This window comes from Rhizobium sp. BK379 (assembly GCF_014193955.1).
Lineage (GTDB): Bacteria > Pseudomonadota > Alphaproteobacteria > Rhizobiales > Rhizobiaceae > Rhizobium.
Genome location: NZ_JACIAD010000010.1, coordinates 197,491 through 213,387, shown reverse-complemented (window position 1 = coordinate 213,387; position 15,897 = coordinate 197,491). Strand labels below are relative to the sequence as shown.

At 60.2% G+C, this 15,897-nt stretch carries 16 protein-coding genes and 1 pseudogene; 8 read left to right on the top strand and 9 right to left on the bottom strand.

Going from position 1 to position 15,897, the window contains the following annotated elements; translation table 11 throughout:
• Positions 1 to 24: 24 nt before the first annotated feature.
• The 5 genes from FHT93_RS32795 (at position 25) to FHT93_RS32775 (ending at position 5,580) form a co-directional block, all read left to right on the top strand.
• On the top strand, positions 25 to 909 hold the full coding sequence (locus FHT93_RS32795) for a sugar phosphate isomerase/epimerase (protein WP_183851230.1): 885 nt from the start codon (positions 25 to 27) through the stop codon (positions 907 to 909).
• Complete coding sequence (locus FHT93_RS32790; protein ID WP_183851229.1) at positions 906 to 2,420, top strand: sugar ABC transporter ATP-binding protein; 1,515 nt, start codon at positions 906 to 908, stop codon at positions 2,418 to 2,420. Before FHT93_RS32795 ends, FHT93_RS32790 begins: the two co-directional genes overlap by 4 nt.
• Positions 2,417 to 3,403: an ABC transporter permease gene (locus tag FHT93_RS32785; RefSeq protein WP_183851228.1), complete on the top strand. Its 987-nt coding sequence runs from the start codon at positions 2,417 to 2,419 to the stop codon at positions 3,401 to 3,403. Before FHT93_RS32790 ends, FHT93_RS32785 begins: the two co-directional genes overlap by 4 nt.
• Positions 3,400 to 4,386 (top strand): ABC transporter permease, encoded by a 987-nt coding sequence (locus FHT93_RS32780; protein WP_183851227.1) that lies wholly within the window; start codon positions 3,400 to 3,402, stop codon positions 4,384 to 4,386. Before FHT93_RS32785 ends, FHT93_RS32780 begins: the two co-directional genes overlap by 4 nt.
• 63 nt (positions 4,387 to 4,449) lie before the next feature.
• On the top strand, positions 4,450 to 5,580 hold the full coding sequence (locus FHT93_RS32775) for a substrate-binding domain-containing protein (protein ID WP_183851226.1): 1,131 nt from the start codon (positions 4,450 to 4,452) through the stop codon (positions 5,578 to 5,580).
• A gap of 49 nt (positions 5,581 to 5,629) precedes the next feature.
• On the opposite strand, the gene FHT93_RS32770 is transcribed toward FHT93_RS32775, so the two are convergent.
• From FHT93_RS32770 to FHT93_RS32745, 6 genes are all read right to left on the bottom strand, one after another.
• Positions 5,630 to 6,553 (bottom strand): ArsR family transcriptional regulator, encoded by a 924-nt coding sequence (locus tag FHT93_RS32770; RefSeq protein WP_112542169.1) that lies wholly within the window; start codon positions 6,551 to 6,553, stop codon positions 5,630 to 5,632.
• Between the two features lie 163 nt (positions 6,554 to 6,716).
• Complete coding sequence (locus FHT93_RS32765) at positions 6,717 to 7,541, bottom strand: carbohydrate ABC transporter permease (protein ID WP_018114220.1); 825 nt, start codon at positions 7,539 to 7,541, stop codon at positions 6,717 to 6,719.
• Position 7,542: 1 nt separating this feature from the next.
• Positions 7,543 to 8,376 carry a sugar ABC transporter permease gene (locus FHT93_RS32760; RefSeq protein ID WP_183851280.1) on the bottom strand — a complete coding sequence of 278 codons (834 nt, stop codon included), beginning with the start codon at positions 8,374 to 8,376 and terminating at the stop codon, positions 7,543 to 7,545.
• Between the two features lie 100 nt (positions 8,377 to 8,476).
• On the bottom strand, positions 8,477 to 9,745 hold the full coding sequence (locus FHT93_RS32755; RefSeq protein ID WP_112542168.1) for an ABC transporter substrate-binding protein: 1,269 nt from the start codon (positions 9,743 to 9,745) through the stop codon (positions 8,477 to 8,479).
• Positions 9,746 to 9,884: 139 nt separating this feature from the next.
• Positions 9,885 to 10,970 (bottom strand): sn-glycerol-3-phosphate ABC transporter ATP-binding protein UgpC, encoded by a 1,086-nt coding sequence (gene ugpC / locus FHT93_RS32750; protein WP_183851225.1) that lies wholly within the window; start codon positions 10,968 to 10,970, stop codon positions 9,885 to 9,887.
• Between the two features lie 62 nt (positions 10,971 to 11,032).
• Positions 11,033 to 12,553 carry an alpha-N-arabinofuranosidase gene (locus FHT93_RS32745; protein ID WP_112542166.1) on the bottom strand — a complete coding sequence of 507 codons (1,521 nt, stop codon included), beginning with the start codon at positions 12,551 to 12,553 and terminating at the stop codon, positions 11,033 to 11,035.
• 402 nt (positions 12,554 to 12,955) lie between these two features.
• Here FHT93_RS32745 and FHT93_RS32740 point away from each other — a divergent pair, with 402 nt between their 5' ends.
• Positions 12,956 to 13,294 (top strand): hypothetical protein, encoded by a 339-nt coding sequence (locus FHT93_RS32740; RefSeq protein ID WP_113013717.1) that lies wholly within the window; start codon positions 12,956 to 12,958, stop codon positions 13,292 to 13,294.
• An 82-nt stretch (positions 13,295 to 13,376) separates the two neighbouring features.
• On the opposite strand, the gene FHT93_RS35765 is transcribed toward FHT93_RS32740, so the two are convergent.
• On the bottom strand, positions 13,377 to 13,505 hold the full coding sequence (locus FHT93_RS35765) for a DUF2442 domain-containing protein (protein ID WP_246715695.1): 129 nt from the start codon (positions 13,503 to 13,505) through the stop codon (positions 13,377 to 13,379).
• Between the two features lie 156 nt (positions 13,506 to 13,661).
• Here FHT93_RS35765 and FHT93_RS32730 point away from each other — a divergent pair, with 156 nt between their 5' ends.
• Positions 13,662 to 14,927, top strand: a complete 1,266-nt coding sequence (locus FHT93_RS32730) for an MFS transporter (protein ID WP_113013718.1) — start codon at positions 13,662 to 13,664, stop codon at positions 14,925 to 14,927.
• A gap of 39 nt (positions 14,928 to 14,966) precedes the next feature.
• On the top strand, positions 14,967 to 15,170 hold the full coding sequence (locus tag FHT93_RS32725; protein WP_018114823.1) for a cold-shock protein: 204 nt from the start codon (positions 14,967 to 14,969) through the stop codon (positions 15,168 to 15,170).
• Positions 15,171 to 15,241: 71 nt separating this feature from the next.
• Here FHT93_RS32725 and repC read toward each other — a convergent pair.
• Together repC and FHT93_RS32715 are read right to left on the bottom strand one after the other, a co-directional pair.
• Positions 15,242 to 15,388, bottom strand: a pseudogene (repC, locus tag FHT93_RS32720) (replication initiation protein RepC); the annotation flags it as partial.
• A gap of 142 nt (positions 15,389 to 15,530) precedes the next feature.
• Positions 15,531 to 15,887, bottom strand: coding sequence for a hypothetical protein (locus tag FHT93_RS32715; RefSeq protein WP_018114824.1), 357 nt, complete (start codon positions 15,885 to 15,887; stop codon positions 15,531 to 15,533).
• Positions 15,888 to 15,897 lie beyond the last annotated feature (10 nt).

Below are 15,897 nucleotides of genomic sequence, written 5' to 3'. Positions count from 1 at the left end.
ACTGCCGCACGGGAAGGAGAACACGTGAAGATCGCATTCAACTTACTTGTGCTCGGAGCGGAGATCACCACGGCGCATGGCCGTCAGCTCGAGCGACTGAAGGCGCTGGGATATGACGCGGTCGAGATCCCTGTCTTTTTTGGAAAGCCGGATCACTACGCTGCCCTCGGCAAGATGCTGCGCGATATCGGTCTCTCCGCCGGCGCCGCTGCAGTCGCGACCCAGGAGGCCAATCCCGTGAGTGCAGATCCTGCGATCCGTCGACGCGCCCGCGACCATCACAAGTGGATCGTCGACTGCACGCAGGCAATGGGCGGCGAAGTGATCGCCGGTCCGCTCCATTCCCCCGTCGGTGTCTTCACCGGCTTCGGTCCAACGTCGAATGAGCGCGGCCGCTGCGTCGAGGCGATGCGGGCGCTGGCCGAATATGCCGCATCTGCAGGCATTCGCATCTCCGCCGAAGCCGTAAACCGTTTCGAATGCTACCTGATGTCGACGATCGCTGCCGCCTCGGAGATCTACGGCGAGGTTGGTCACCCGAACTATGGCTACATGTTCGATACCTTCCACGCCAATATCGAAGAAAAGGATCCGCCGGCAACTTACGAACGTTACCACAGGGAAATCAATCACTACCATGTTTCGGAGAACGATCGCGGCATTCCGGGGACCGGTCACGTGCCCTTCGCAGCCCATTTTGAAGCGTTGCGCCGTTGCGGATATGACGGCTGGCTCACGGTCGAATCCTTCAGCCGTGCCCTACCCGAGCTTGCGGGAGCCACGCGCGTCTGGCGGGATCTTTTCGACGACCTGGACACGCTCTTTGCCGAGAGCATCGCCTTCATCCGCAGGGAATGGGACATTGCCGGAGAACGCACCCCATCGGGCTCGAAGGGGGCGGCGCAATGACGCTACCCGCACTTGAAATGGCCGGCATCACCAAGACGTTCCCCGGCGTGCTCGCACTTGACGAGGTGGATTTCGACTGCCGTCCCGGAGAGGTGCACGCAATCTGTGGCGAGAATGGCGCCGGAAAGTCGACGCTCATGAAGATCCTCGGTGGCAGCTATCGACCGGATGGTGGAGAGATTCGCATTCGCGGCCAATCCGCAGATTTCGCCCACCCGCAACAGGCCAAGGCGGCCGGCATATCCATCGTCCATCAGGAACTTAGCCTGTTGCCCTATCGCAGCGTCGCGGAAAATATCTTCGTGGGCCGCGAGCCCTCGCGGCGCGGCGTTCTCGACCGGCGCGAGATGCGTCGCCGCAGCATGGAGTTATTGCAGCGTCTCGGCGCCGGTATCGATCCGGACCGGCAGGTTTCGACGCTTTCGATTGCGGGCCAGCAATTGGTGGAAATTGCCAAGGCGTTGCTGCTCGATGCGCAGATTCTCGTCATGGACGAGCCGACGGCGGCCCTTGACGAACGTGACGCCCAAGCCCTGCTGCAACTCGTGCGCGGCCTGCGGAGCGAGGGCGTCTCGATCATCTACATCTCGCACAGAATGCCGGAAATCATGGCTCTTGCCGATCGCATCACGGTGCTGAAGGACGGCCGCAGGATCTGGACGAAATCGCGGGAAGACGCCGATATTGGCGCGATCATCAGGGCGATGGTCGGTCGTGATCTCAAGGACTTCTATCCATCGCCGCCGGCCGGCAAGCCCGGTCATTCGTTGCTCTCGGTGGAACAGGGCGGAAATACCTACCTGCGCGGCATCGATCTCGATCTCCGGGCCGGCGAAATCATCGGCGTCGCCGGGCTGGAAGATTCCGGAAAGGCATCGCTCGCACAGGCAATTATCGGCGATGAGCCGCTGACCGCAGGTACGATACGACTTGGCGGCGGTCCGCAGGCAATCACCTCGCCGCGCCGCGCGACGAGCCGCGGCATCGGCTATCTGCCGGGCGATCGCAAGCGCGAGGGACTGTTGCTGCGGCAGTCCGTTCGCGACAACGCACTGTTGACGCTCCGATCCATGTCGAATTTCTTCACCCGCCCCGAAAGCGGGGCCTTCTCAAGAGACCGCATCGACGAGGTGCTGCGGGTGACGGACGTGCGGGCTGCCGATTTCGGCCAGGCGGTCGATTCGCTTTCCGGCGGCAATCAGCAGAAGGTCATCATTGCCCGCTGGCTTGCGCGGCAATCGAATATCCTCGTTTTCGTCGAGCCGACCCGGGGCATCGACATCGCCGCCAAGGCGGCGATCTACGAGGCGATGCGAAGCTTCGCCGATACCGGCCGCGGCATCATCGTCGTTTCTTCTGACATGCCAGAACTCATCGGCATTTCCGACCGGATTCTCGTGATGCATCAGGGCCGGATCGCCGGCGAGTTGCCGCGCGGGGCAAGCGAGGAAGCAGTGATGGCACTGTCGCTCGGCATCGATATACGCCAGAAGCAGGAGGCCCTCACATGAGTGGCGAGACCCTTCCGGCGACAAGCCGCACCCGTCACCCGATACGCCTTTCCGTGGCCGCCGTGCTCGTGCTGGTTTCGGCCTGCATCTTTGTCATTACGGCGATAGCGACGGGGGAGACAAGCCAGCTGAATCTTGAAGGGCTGGCCGGCCTGTTTCAACGGATGGTCGCTCTCGGCCTTGTCGGGCTCGGCCAGACCTTCGTCATTCTCGTCGGCTCGATCGATCTTTCGGTGGCGGCGCTAATCAGCGCGGTCGCGGTCCTTGCCTCGTTCATCATGCAGGCAAATCCGGCAATGATCCTGCCGGCGATCCTTGCGTGCCTCGTCCTCTGCCTGATCGTCGGCGCCATCAACGGGCTGCTCGTCGCCTACTGCGGCATAAACCCGCTGATCGCAACGCTTGGCACAGGCCTGACAATCCAGGGATTATTGTCGGCATCCTTCACTTACCTCCAAGGTTCGGTCGCGCCGTCCTTCCAGGCCTTCGCCTATACCAGTCTTCTCGGCATTCCCTACCCGGTCCTGCTGTTCGTCGCACTTGCCGCCGCGGCAAGCCTGTTGCTGACGCGCACCGTATTCGGCGCGCGCATCTACGCCGTCGGCGGAAATCCGCAAGGCGCCCGTCTGGCCGGCATCCGCACGGAGCGCGTGGTGCTCGCTGCCCATGTCATCGCAAGCTTCTTTGCCGGCGTTGCGGGGCTCTATCTGGCGGCCCGGCTGCAGTCAGGTACGCCCTGGATCGGCCGCGACGGCATCTATGACCTGGAATCGATCGCGGTAACCGTCATCGGCGGGACCATACTGGCCGGCGGCAAGGGGGGAGTGGCGGGCACGGTCGCTGGCGTCCTGCTCTTTGCCACGCTTGACGCCAGCTTCAATATGCTCGGTGTCGATGCATTTCTCAAGCAGGTGCTGCGCGGTGCGATCGTGATCGTCGCTGTTGCCATCCACGCCATACGTCACAAGGGGCATGTCGCATGACCCCGCTTTCAGAAACGACACCGATGCGTCGCCCGGTCATTTCGCTTGCAAAGATCAACTTCGGCCTGATCGTCTTTATTATCCTCTATGCCGCTATCGCGAGCCTTCAGCCGAACTACCTCGAAGCCGGCCTTTTCATGAACTTCCTGCGCCGCGCAGCGCCGCTGATCATCCTCGCCGTCGGGCAGCTCTATGTCGTTCTGACCGGTGGTTTCGATCTCTCCGTGGGGGCCATCGTCACCCTCGTCGTTCTGGCAGCTTCCATCCTGATCAATGGCGACCCCGAGATGACCTGGCCGATGATCGGCGTCCTCTACCTCATGGGTCTCGCTGTTGGCCTGGTGAATGGCCTCGTCGTCACTTTTCTGAAAGTGCCTTCGATCATTGCCACGCTTGGCACCATGCTGCTCGTCAACGGCCTAGCGCTGGCTTGGTCGGGTGGTGCGGCGCGCGGCGATCTGCCGGACAATTTCCGCGATCTCGGCCGTCTCCTGATGCGCGATGTCTGGCTGATCGGCAGCCTGCCGCTCGCAGTCATCATCCTCTTGCTTTTTCTCGTGGTTGCCTGGTGGGGACTGCACGGCACTGTCTACGGCAAACGCGCGTTGGCGATCGGCGACAATCCGAGGGCTGCGGAACTCGCAGGCTTGCCGGTCGCCGCCACCCGCATCGCCGCTTTCGTTGTGTCGGCACTGGCGGCGGTAACCGCCGGCATCCTCGTCGGTGGCTTTTCCGGCGTGTCCGTCAACGCCGGCCGCGGCATGGAACTGCAGGCGATCGCCGCCTGCGTCATCGGCGGTGCCCAGCTGCTCGGCGGCCGCGGCTCGCTATGGAGTGCGTTATTTGGCGCTCTTAGCCTTTTTGCACTCTTCACCCTACTCAATCTCGCCGGCCTGCCCCAGGCGCTGCGCGACAGCATCCAGGGGGTGATTCTGATCGCCGCCGTCGGCGCCAGCGCCTGGCGAGATCGGAGAAAGACCTGATTGCTTGCAGGGAGAGACAAGCGATGAACCGCCGGTACGCCGGCATAGTGGAGGAGGAAGAAGATGCAATACAAAGCAGTTGTTGCGGCACTGGTAGCGATGGCATTTGCCGGCGTTAGCTATGCGCAGGAATTCAACGATCCCGCTGAATTCAAGAAGCAGCGCGAGCAGCTTTCGATGACGCCGCAAGGCCCGGAGGGCAAGCCGTGGGCGCAGCATCTCGGGGACGGAATGGTCGATGCCGCCAAATACAAGAAGGACGGCCCGGTCACGATCTGCTTTTCCAATGCCGGGATATTCAACCCCTGGCGCGTCGTTGGCATGCACAATCTGCAGGCCGAGGCCGAACTGCACAAGGATCGCATCAAGGAACTGGTGGTCGTCGATGCCGAAGGCAAGGACGATAAGCAAATCTCCGATATCGAAGCCCTGGTCAGCGGCGGCAAGTGCGATGCGCTGATCGTATCGCCGAACACGACGGCGGCGCTAACGCCGGCTGTGGAGGCAGCCTGTGCGAAATTGCCGGTCATCGTCTTTGACCGCGGCGTCGCTACCAAATGCCCGGTCACCTACATCCACCCGGTCGGTGGGTACGGCTTCGGCATCACCTCGGGCGAGTTCATCGCCAGCAAGCTGCCGAAGGGCGCCAATGTTCTGGCACTGCGCATCATGCCGGGTGTCGACGTACTTGAGACCCGCTATTCGGCGGCGAAGAACATCTTCGACGAAGCCGGCCTGAAGGTCATCGGCTCCGAATTCACCGCCAGCGACCGAGCCAAGACCAAGGCGGTTGTCGAGGACTACATCAATCGCGGCGAAAAGATCGATGCAGTCTGGATGGATGCCGGCGATACGTCCACCGCAGCACTCGAAGCATTCGAAGATGCCGGGCTGCCCTATCCTGTCATCAGCGGCGAAGACCAGCAGGACTTCCTGCGCAAATGGCAGAAGGACAAGCTGACGGCAATCGGCCCATCCTATCCGACCTACCAGTGGCGGACAGCGATCCTCGGCGCTCTTGATGTGCTCGACGGTAAACAGGTGCCGGGTCCGGAATGGATCCTGCCGCAGCCGGCGATCACGCAGGATACGCTGGCAAGCTATATCGACGAGCGCATGCCGCCGCTACACTACAGCCTTTGCGGCTGCCAGGACCTGCCTGGCTATCCGGAGCTTTGGGGTGGCAAGAAATAGGCTTTGAACGACAGGAGCCCCGGCGGAAACGCCGGGGTATCCATAACAATCAGAAATAGATCGACATCACCAGATCCTGGTCGAAATCGCCAAAACCCTTGCCGAAAAGGTTCATGCCTCCAGGGTTGTCGGCCTTTTCGTCGATTCCGATACGGAAGCGGATCGAGTGACGGTCGGCTATGCCGAGGGAGGCGATAGTCTGGGTCGAGACCATCGCGCCGTCGATCCAGGTGCCTGTCTCATCGATCGTCCAGGTCTTGAGCTTGCCGTATTGGGAGCCCGAGAGCTTCCACCAAGATGGCGAATACATGCCGCGGCGATCGCCGAAATCGCCAGGCGAAGTCCAGTGTCCGGCCTTGATGCCGTTGACCCAGATGGAAATGTCGGATGGCCAGTTCGCGTTCGTGGCCGGGGTCTCGGAGCTCAGCTCGGCCGAGAATTCCACCTTGCGGATCTTCTTGCCCGAGACCTTGGCGTTGTTCGGGAATTTATATTCGACATAACCGCGGGTGAACCACAGCAGCGCCGCCTGCATGCGTTGCGGATCGAGGAAGACTTCCTGCACATCGAGCATGCCGATGACGTTGTTGACCGAACAGAGGCCGCAGGGGGCGCCGACGTCGAATTCCGTGAAGAGGCCGATCGGCATGCTGACGGTCACCACATCCTGGCTTGCCTTCGTGCCGTTGGTATCGAAGCGGATCAGGATTTCGTCATAGATGCTGGAGCAGATCTTCTGATTTCCCTTCGTCGCCTTCATCGTCTGGGTCTGGATGAGACCCGCCTGCTCCAACGACTTCAGATTGGTTGCCGTCGTCGATTGCGGCAGGCGCATCTGTGCCGCGATGTCGTTGACATTCAGCGGCCCTTTCTGGCGCAAGAGGTTGAGGATTTCGATGCGCGTCGGAGAACCGAGTGCCTGCACGACGTCAACGTCCCGCATCGGATCGACGGTTAGAAGTTTCGTCTCCATGCCCTGATACTGGTTCTCCAGTCTTTCTGGTTGGTTTGAGCTAATATCACGGCGTCATATCCGATGTCGCCGCTCTTTTTTGATCGCCGGCCCGCGCCTCGGGAGAGCTCTCGCGGACCGGCTGGGGCCTTCTCACCTCGGCCCGGAAACAACCCCTGATGCATTATCCCTTGATGCCGGATGACAGCATCAGGGCCTGTGTCACGCGTTTCTGGAACAGCAGATAGGCAAGAGCGACCGGCATCGCGGCAAGGATGGCGACAGCCATATCGCGCGCATACTTGACGCCGAACGCATCCCGCGTCTGGGTGATGCCGACGGTGATCGTCATCATGTCGTCGGAACTGGTGACGAGGAACGGCCAGAGGAAGGCGTTCCAGGCCATGATGTAGGTAATGATCGCGAGCGCGGTTGTGATACCCCAGTTCAGCGGCAAATAGAGCTTGAACAGGATCTGGAACTCGCCGCAGCCATCAAGCTTTGCGGCCTCGCGCAGCTCCTTCGGCACGGAATCGAAGAACTGCTTGTAGACGATGACGACAACGGGAACGATCAGCTGCGGCAGGATGATGCCGCCCCAGGTATTGATCAGGTTCAGCTTGTGCATCAGCACGAATTGGGAGATCACGAGCGCCTGCGAGGGCACCATGAAGCTCGCCAGGATGATGCCGTAGAGAAGCCGGCGGCCGGGAAAGACGATCTGCGACAGCGCGTAGGCGCACATCACGCTGATCAGGATGACGACGACGGTTACCGTCACCGAGGTGACGATGGAATTCAGGTACCAGGTCGACAGCTTCGTCTCGAAGAGCGCGTAATAATAGCCTGAGAAATTCAGGACGTCGGGAATGAGGGTGGTCTTGTTGACCACGTCCTGTTCCGGCTTGATGGATGTGACGATCGCCCAATAGATCGGGAAGGCCCAGGTGCAGGCGATCACCACCGTGAGGAGCAGCAGCAGCGCGTTGCCAATTGTCTTGCCGGGCATCTCAGCGCTCCCTCACTCGCAACAGCTGGTATTGCAGCACCGAGACGACGACGATGATCAGAAACAGGATCACTGCGACTGCGGAGCCGAGACCACCATGGTTCGATCGGAAGGCTTCGCGATAAACGAGCTGCAGGAGCACATAGGTGGAATTGAACGGCCCGCCCTCGGTCAGAAGGTAGACCTGGTCGAAGATCTTGAGCTGCAGGATCAACTGCAACGTCAGCACCAGCGCGGTTACCGGCCAGATCAGCGGCCAGGTAATACGCTGGAAGCATTGCCAGCGCGTCGCGCCATCAAGCATGGCCGCCTCGTAATAGTCATTGGGAATGTTGCGCAGGCCTGCGATGAAAAGCAGCAGGTTGAAACCGTTGGTCCACCAGACGGTCACAAGCGCCACCATCGGCATGGCCCAGACCGGATCGCGGAAGACGCTGACGCGCGAGCCGGTGACGGCCTCGATGACGAATTGGGCGATGCCGAACTGCTGATCGAGCACCCATTTCCAGATCTGGGTCACGACGGAAACCGGAAGAATATAGGGAATGAAGAAAAGCACGAGCACCAGGCTCTGCATCCAGCCCTTCAGGCGCACGACCATCAGCGCCAGTCCGAGGCCGATCAGCGTATTCGGGATGACGGTCAGAACGACGAAATAGCCGGTATTCCACACCGAGGTATAGAAGAGCTTCTGGTGGAAGAGCTTCACGTAATTGTCGAAGCCCACCCATTGGCCTTCGCCGACGAGCGGTGCGTCGGTAAAGCTCAAGGCGAACATCTTGTAGACCGGATAGGCAAAGACGGTCGCATAGGCGATCAGGAACGGCGCGATCATGACGATCGCCGTCAGCGTCTTGCGTCGCTTTTCAGTGTTGACCACAGATCATCTCCCTGGACGAAGGGCTGGCCGGAGGCTGGCTCCGGCCAGTGTCTTCCTACTTCTGGCTTTCCAGCTCTTCGCGCATCTGGTCGATCGCATCTTCCGGATCGAGCTGACCGTTGAGTGCGGGAACCACGAAGTTCTGGGTTGCCTCGTAAATCGGACCGGCAACACCTGCGAGCTTGGAAACCGGGTCGAAGACGGCGGTATCGGCCAGCTTCGCATAAGTGGCGTTCGGCTGCATTTCCTTGAATTCCTTGCTGTCCGTGACCGGCTTGAAAGCAGGAATGTGGCCGGCACTTGCCCAGGAGATCGAGTGCTCATTCATCCAGGCAATGATCTGCAGCACGGCCTTCAGTTTTTCAGGGGTGATCGGCTTGCTCTCGCTGTTCGGGACAGCGAAGGAATGCGAGTCCGCCCAGGTGGCCTGCGTGCCCATCAGGTTCGGAATTTCGATGGCACCCCATTCGAAACCGAGTTCGCCCTTCTTGGCAAGATCGGCCATCGTCGGCACTTCCCAGACGCCGTTGACGTGGAGAGCTGCCTTGCCGGAGGTGAAGAGCGCGATCGAGGCCTCATAGGAGATCAGCTTCGGCGAATAGCCCCCGGAGACCCAGTTCGCCATGGTCTTCAGGGCTTTCACGCCGGCATCGCCTGGCAGGATCTGGTCCCCGTCGATGAACTTTGCCCCCTGCTGGGAGAGCAGCGTATAGAAGACGCGCCACATGGAGCCGCCTTCATCCGTGTGCAGCGACAGCGGATATTCGACCTTGCCCGTCGCCTTGATCTTGTCGAGGGCGGCGTTGAAATTGTCGAGACCGTCGAAACCTTTCGGCAGGCCGTCGTCGCCGAGCAGGCCGGCTTCCTTCAGGATGTTCTTGTTGTAATAGAGAACGATCGAATGCACGTCGAAGGGAATGCCGTAGACCTTGTTGTCGAAGGTCGCCTGCTTCCACGCCGCGTCCACGTAATTTTCCTTCTTGATGCCGGCCGATGCCAGCTCTTCGTCGGTAAAGGGACGCAGGATGCCGGTCGGCACCGCCAGCGGATAGCGCGACATGTGATAGGTCATGATATCCGGCTGCTGGCCGACGGCGGCCGACGTCTGCACCTTGGTATAGAAGGGCACGCCCCATTCGAGCGTCGTGGCATTGATCTTGATGTCAGGATGGGTGTCGTTGAATTCCTTGATCAGCGCCTTCATGCGAACGCCGTCGCCGCCGCTCAAGAAATCCCACCAGGTAATGTCCGTCTGCGCAAATGCCGCCGCCGAGGGCAGCAATGCGATGGCTGCCGAGACGGCGAGTTTTATAATCTTTCTCACGTTTGTTCCTCCTCTAAAGCATGGGTTAAGGTCACCCCGCGGCACGGGGCGTCTCTCGCCGCGAACCTCCTCCAAAGGCGCGCGATCAGATGTCCTGCATTTCTTTCGGTCGCCGGATCCGATCCGGATTCCGTTTCAATCAACTGAGCCTTCTGCCTTCGGCGTCGAAAGCCAGCATTTCAGGCACTCTCAGGGAGAGGCTGATCTTCTCCTTCGGCTGAGGCCTGCTTTCGCGGCACTCGACCGTCATTTCCGCATTGGTTGCGGTCAACACGTGAAGATATCCGGTGCCACCGAGCTCCTCGGTGAACTCGGCAGTGGCGGGCAGTGTCAGGCCGCCATTTGAGGCGCCAAGGCCGATATGCTCGGGCCGCACGCCGACATTGATGGCTGCACCCTCGGCGACCGGACTGCGTGTCGGCAGGTCGAAGGCCTGGCCCGGCGCATCATCGAGCTCGACACGGGCAGAGCCCTGGCCAGCGGACACGACCCTGCCTTTCAGAAAATTCATGCCCGGCGAACCGATAAAGCCGGCGACAAACATGTTCTGCGGATTGCGGTAAAGTTCCAGGGGTGCGCCGATCTGCTGGACGACACCCTCCTTCAGCACGACGATCTTGTCGGCGAGCGTCATCGCCTCGACCTGATCATGGGTCACATAGACCATCGTCGCACCAATCTGGCGGTGCAGACGGGCGATTTCCATGCGCATCTTCACGCGCAATTCGGCATCGAGGTTGGAGAGCGGTTCGTCGAACAGGAAAACCCTCGGTTCGCGCACGATGGCGCGGCCGATCGCCACGCGCTGGCGCTGACCACCAGAGAGCTGGCTGGGCTTGTGCTGGAGATAGTCGGTCAGGCGAAGAATATCGGCGGCCGCCTTCACCTTCGCTTGAATCTCTGCCTTCGGCCGTTTGGCGATCGACAGGCTGAAGGCCATGTTTTCGAAAACCGAAAGATGCGGATAAAGCGCATAGGACTGGAAGACCATGGCAACGCCGCGCTTCGACGCTTCCCTGTGGGTGACGTCCTCATCCTCAATCCTGATCTCGCCGCCGCTCGTTTCTTCAAGCCCGGCAATCATTCGCAGCAGCGTCGACTTTCCGCAGCCGGAGGGGCCGACGAAAACCGCGAACTCGCCCTGCTCGATCTCGATATCGACGCCGTGAATGACGGCGAAGGAGCCGAACGACTTCCTGACATCAGTCAGTTTTATCCCAGACATACATCCTCCCGATTGGCAGTCCGAACGGGGCAGCCTCCTCCGCTGCCCCGATAGCGATCAGCTCATGCCGAAGCGACTGACAGCAGGATGAAATGATAGGATTTCGCCGGCAGCGACCCGGTGAGCCTGCCTTCATCGGTGACCTGCAGGCCGGATCCTGCCTTCGGCACGATGCGGTTTTGATCCTCGACGGAGTTGCGGGCCTTCAGGTCATCGCCGACCATCGCGTGATGCTGGACCACCTTGACGCCCTTGAAGCCCTGCAGGTCGACATCGAGGTCGATAGCCTCATCGAGGCTGCGGTTGATCGCAAAGAGCGCGATGCTCTTGCCATCCTCATGCAGCACGGCCGAGAGATCGAGATAGGGAACGTCCTGTGCGACTTCGCAATCGTAAGTCGGGCCGGATGAAGACACCGCCAGTGCAGTGCCGCGGCCGTACTTCGAAGCAAACTGCAGCGGATAGTAGATCGACTGGCGCCAGGCCGGGCCGCCCGCCTTGGTCAGGATCGGCGCGATGACGTTGACGAGCTGTGCCATGCAGGCGATCTTGACGCGGTCGGAACGACGGATGAAGACGTTGATCAGCGAGGCGACGAAGATCGCGTCCTCGAGATTGTAGAGCTCTTCCAGGAGTGGCGGCGCCTCCGGCCAGTCCCAGTTCTTGTAGCGCTGATCGTCTTCCTTGCGGTCGTGATACCAGACGTTCCATTCGTCGAAGCAGATCTTCACGTCGCGCTTGGAACGCTTCTTCGCCTTGATATAGTCGATGACGCCGCCGATCGTGACGATGTAGCGGTCGAGTTCGATCGCCTTGGCGTAGTAATTCAGCGTGTCGTTTTCCTCGTTGCCGAAATACTTGTGCAGCGAGATGTAGTCGACGCTGTCATAGCTTGCGTCCAGAACCTGCGCCTCCCACTCGGGATAGGTCTTCATCTTGTCATTCGACGAGCCACAGACGACGGTTTCGAGCGTCTTGTCGAAATATTTGAACGCCTTGCTGACGTCGTTGGCGAGCAGGCCATATTCGGTCGCGGTCTTATGGCCAACCTGCCAGGGGCCGTCCATCTCGTTGCCGAGGCACCAGATCCGCACATTGTGCGGGTCCTTGTAGCCGTGTTTGGCGCGCAGGTCGCTCCAATATGTACCGCCAGGATGGTTGCAATATTCGAGGAAATTGCGGGCATCGTTCAGGCCGCGCGAACCGAGGTTCATGGCCAGCATCATCTCTGTCTTTGCGAGCTTCGACCAGTCAGCGAATTCATTGATGCCCATCTGGTTGGTCTCGCGGGTCCGCCAGGCGAGGTCGAGACGCGTGGGGCGCTGGTCGCGCGGGCCGATGCCGTCTTCCCAATGATAGGCCGAGACGAAGTTGCCGCCCGGATAGCGTACGATCGGCATATCCAGGTCGCGCACCATATCAAGAACATCGGTACGGAATCCGTCCTTATCAGCTTTTTCGTGGCCCGGCTCATAAATCCCGGTGTAAACGGCGCGGCCCATATGCTCCAGGAAGGAGCCGTAGACACGCTTATCGACGTTCGAAATGGTGAATTCCCTGTTCAGGGTCGCCTTAGCTCGCATGAATGTTCCTCGTTTATTGAATTTGATTTTTGAAGAAGCTATTCTGACAAGTTTTTTTTATCAAGTATTTTGTTTTGTATCCATAAATCGGTTTTGATATCGCACGCGAGATGCGAAGCCCATGAAAAATCTGGGAAAACCATTCATGTGGTGGGCGGTGGGAGCAAAGGCGCCCCTTAAAAAAGATGGGAAACGGAATTCTGGTGGCCACCGCGCCGCAGCGGCATATCCAAGCGCGAAATTGGGGCGTTCGCGACGCAAAATGAGAGCTCTCTCACAATACCGATCTCACGCGCCGCTCGCGGGCTGCGGTTTTGACATGAACCTAAGCTGAAGAGCGTCTTCAGAAGGAGTTCATGGCGCAGGGGCCAGCCTTGGTCACAACTACCAAGGAGAGAAACTATGAAAATCACTCATTTTGCCGTGGCAGCCGTTCTCTCGCTCGGCTCGGCCTTGGTCGCGGCAGAGCCTGCAGCGGCGATGCCTCGATCGGCGGCGCCGTCCGCATCGGTGGAAAAGAGCGCGGTCGTTCAGGTCCGGCACCGCCACTACCGCCATCATCGTGATTACGACCGGTATGGCTGGCATCACCGCCGCTACTATCGAGATCGCGACTATCGGGATTGGCGTGCAAAGCGGCGCTGGCGGGACGATCGCGGCTGGCGATACCGTGACCGTTACTACGGTGATCGCTACTATCGCCCACATCGCAACGGCGTGTATTTCCGCCTGGATCTCTAGAGCAGGACCGCCCCAGGATTGCCAACGGATCGCGGCCGGTCGCCGCGTCCCTGCAGTAAGTCGCTAATAAAGATATCCTCGTTCAGGTCAGTCCAGGGCCCATTGGGCTGACCTGAACTTTGCGCAGCTGATCCGATGTCGCGTTCAAGAACTGTGGAATGCAAGCCAAAGGCACACTGAGAGTGCGCCCATCATCTATTGAAATCCACATTGAACCGCTCCTTCCAAGATGACGCGAAAGGGACGCCGGCCCGCAGGACGCGTGGACCCTCCATTGGGCGTCAGCGGAACCGTTTGCCGAGAGCATCCGTTTTCCGTCGCCTGCTTCCCGTTGAAGCCCTAAACCTCGCCTCTCTCGGAGCCTTCGATGCCCGCATCGCTCGCCAAGGATCGCTCACTTCTGGCGCTTGCCGTCCTGAACTTCTTCCTGGCTGACGCCCGCGACGGTCTCGGACCTTTTCTCGACGGCTTCCTTGCCACCCGAGGCTGGTCACCTATGGCGCTTGGCCTCGTCGCCACGATCGGTGGCGTGCTTGGCATGGTCGCCACGCCATTCTTCGGTGCCTGGGTCGACGCGACGCATCGCAAACGGACGCTGATCATCCTGCCGGTTCTGTTGGTGACGGCTGCCGCTCTCTGGACGCTTGCAAGCCCCGGTAACGCCGCCGTCTTCGGCGGCCAATCGGCAACCGCAATCGTCGGGGCGGTCGTCGGCCCCGCTCTCATGGGGCTGACGCTCGGACTTGTCGGCGAACGCCGCTTTCCCGGGCAGGTCTCGCGCAACGAATTCTGGAACCACGCCGGCAACGTCGCATCGCTTGCTGGGGTCTATCTCGCGTCGCTCGCTTTCGGGCTGAAGGGCGTCATTGCCATGATGGTAATGACGGCCACAGCGACCATTCTGGCTGTTCTTGCGGTCGATCCGCGCGGCATCGACCATGAGGCCGCCCGCGGTCTTGCGCACGACGACGGAGCGCCTGGTCCCTCCGGCTTCTCCGTTCTATTTGCCAAGAAGGGTCTCGTCCTGCTCGCCGTCGTGCTGATGGTCTTCCATTTCGGCAACGCCCCGATCAGCCGCCTGATCGCCCAGGATTTCTCAATCCAGCTCGGGACACCCTTCCGAACCACCGCGGTCACGACAGGGGTGTCACAACTGTCCATGATCGCGATGGCCCTAGCCGCCCCCTTGATGATCCGTCGCTTCGGCCTTGGCACCGTCTTTATCATCGCGCTTTCCGCCTTGCCTGTTCGAGGCCTGATCGCCGGCACCTTCACGAGTTTTGCCGCCATCTTTCCAGTCCAGATCCTCGACGGCGTCGGTGCAGGCCTCATCGGCATCGCGACACCGATCGCCGCAGAGCGTATCCTGTCAGGCACCGGGCGATTCAATGTCGGTCTGGCCGCCGTCATGACGGTTCAGGGCATCGGCGCGTCTCTCAGCAATATTGTCGCCGGCTGGCTGACGGATCTTGGCGGCTACAGCCTTGCCTATTTCGTTCATGGGGGAGTGGCACTCTTCGCCGTTGCGATCTTCTGCACCGCTTTCGGCTCCATCGCGCCATCGCAGGCAGATGAGGATGACACGTCGGTCAATGGTTCAAACCGGGTTGATCTCACGGAAGGCGAGGGCTAGGTTGCCGCCCCGCAACACGTACAAACACATGAGGACGTCATGCCGACTGGCAAGGTTAAGTTTTTCAACATGGACAAGGGCTTTGGCTTCATCACGCCGGAGACGGGCGGACCCGATATTTTCGTCCACGTCACCGCGCTTCAATATGGCGATGGGTTGAAGGAAGGGCAGAGCGTTTCCTACGATGTAGGCCAGGACCGCAAGACCGGCAAGGCTAAGGCGGAAAACGTCAGGCCGCTCTGACCTGCGACACTCGCTTAAGAAATCACAAGCACTAGCTGGGCGCCCATGAGGCGCCCTTCTCATTTAGAAGTTTATCTCTGTCGGCTGCCTGGAAGCGCCATAAGGATGGCACCGAGCACAAACTCCCCGTGTCCGGCTCGTCTCGTCAGGTCGCGCAGAGAACCGCCGACCGAATTGACCTGGCCTGTCCACTCCAGGATCCAAGCGATCACGGTCGCCCGCATTTTCCGCGGGCGATGAGATCTTGCTGCCCGCCGCACAGGAAAGGATTCTCAGGTCGCTGCCCGCCCCCCTTTCTGCCGTAATATTCTTGCTGCAGCGGGTGCTGCAATGCTTCGGCAACACCCGCCGCACCGGCAATTAACGAGAATAGAACGTCATGCCGCCGTCCGCAGCCTGTTCTGCGTCGACGATATTGGAGACCTTCACGCCATCTCTTTCGAGCCTTGCGACAAGCGGGCCATTGGCTTCAATGGCAGCCTGAATTCCCTGAATGGCATTCTCCGAGCGATCCGAAACGGAAGACCCACGTGTTGTATGCTCGGGCGACTGGTCCCAGTTACCAAGTACGTGGACGTCGAAATCGGACGAGAAGGTGCGAAGGGTGTTTTCGAGGGGGCCCGGGGCATTCATGTCAAGGCTCTCTGCGTGGCTGACAGTTGCGAAGCCGAACGAGGAAACGAGGACGACGGCGGCGAGGTTAAGAACGCGGTTCATCGGAAAATCT

What these genes read in the sequence shown, in the direction of transcription:
- FHT93_RS32790 (WP_183851229.1), top strand. Translation starts at nt 906, where the DNA reads ATGACGCTACCCGCACTTGAAATGGCCGGCATCACCAAGACGTTCCCC.
- FHT93_RS32785 (WP_183851228.1), top strand. Translation starts at nt 2,417, where the DNA reads ATGAGTGGCGAGACCCTTCCGGCGACAAGCCGCACCCGTCACCCGATA.
- FHT93_RS32780 (WP_183851227.1), top strand. Translation starts at nt 3,400, where the DNA reads ATGACCCCGCTTTCAGAAACGACACCGATGCGTCGCCCGGTCATTTCG.
- FHT93_RS32775 (WP_183851226.1), top strand. Translation starts at nt 4,450, where the DNA reads ATGCAATACAAAGCAGTTGTTGCGGCACTGGTAGCGATGGCATTTGCC.
- FHT93_RS32770 (WP_112542169.1), bottom strand. Translation starts at nt 6,553, where the DNA reads ATGGAGACGAAACTTCTAACCGTCGATCCGATGCGGGACGTTGACGTC.
- FHT93_RS32765 (WP_018114220.1), bottom strand. Translation starts at nt 7,541, where the DNA reads ATGCCCGGCAAGACAATTGGCAACGCGCTGCTGCTGCTCCTCACGGTG.
- FHT93_RS32760 (WP_183851280.1), bottom strand. Translation starts at nt 8,376, where the DNA reads ATGATCGCGCCGTTCCTGATCGCCTATGCGACCGTCTTTGCCTATCCG.
- ugpC (WP_183851225.1), bottom strand. Translation starts at nt 10,970, where the DNA reads ATGTCTGGGATAAAACTGACTGATGTCAGGAAGTCGTTCGGCTCCTTC.
- FHT93_RS32745 (WP_112542166.1), bottom strand. Translation starts at nt 12,553, where the DNA reads ATGCGAGCTAAGGCGACCCTGAACAGGGAATTCACCATTTCGAACGTC.
- FHT93_RS32740 (WP_113013717.1), top strand. Translation starts at nt 12,956, where the DNA reads ATGAAAATCACTCATTTTGCCGTGGCAGCCGTTCTCTCGCTCGGCTCG.
- FHT93_RS35765 (WP_246715695.1), bottom strand. Translation starts at nt 13,505, where the DNA reads ATGTGGATTTCAATAGATGATGGGCGCACTCTCAGTGTGCCTTTGGCT.
- FHT93_RS32730 (WP_113013718.1), top strand. Translation starts at nt 13,662, where the DNA reads ATGCCCGCATCGCTCGCCAAGGATCGCTCACTTCTGGCGCTTGCCGTC.
- FHT93_RS32725 (WP_018114823.1), top strand. Translation starts at nt 14,967, where the DNA reads ATGCCGACTGGCAAGGTTAAGTTTTTCAACATGGACAAGGGCTTTGGC.
- FHT93_RS32715 (WP_018114824.1), bottom strand. Translation starts at nt 15,887, where the DNA reads ATGAACCGCGTTCTTAACCTCGCCGCCGTCGTCCTCGTTTCCTCGTTC.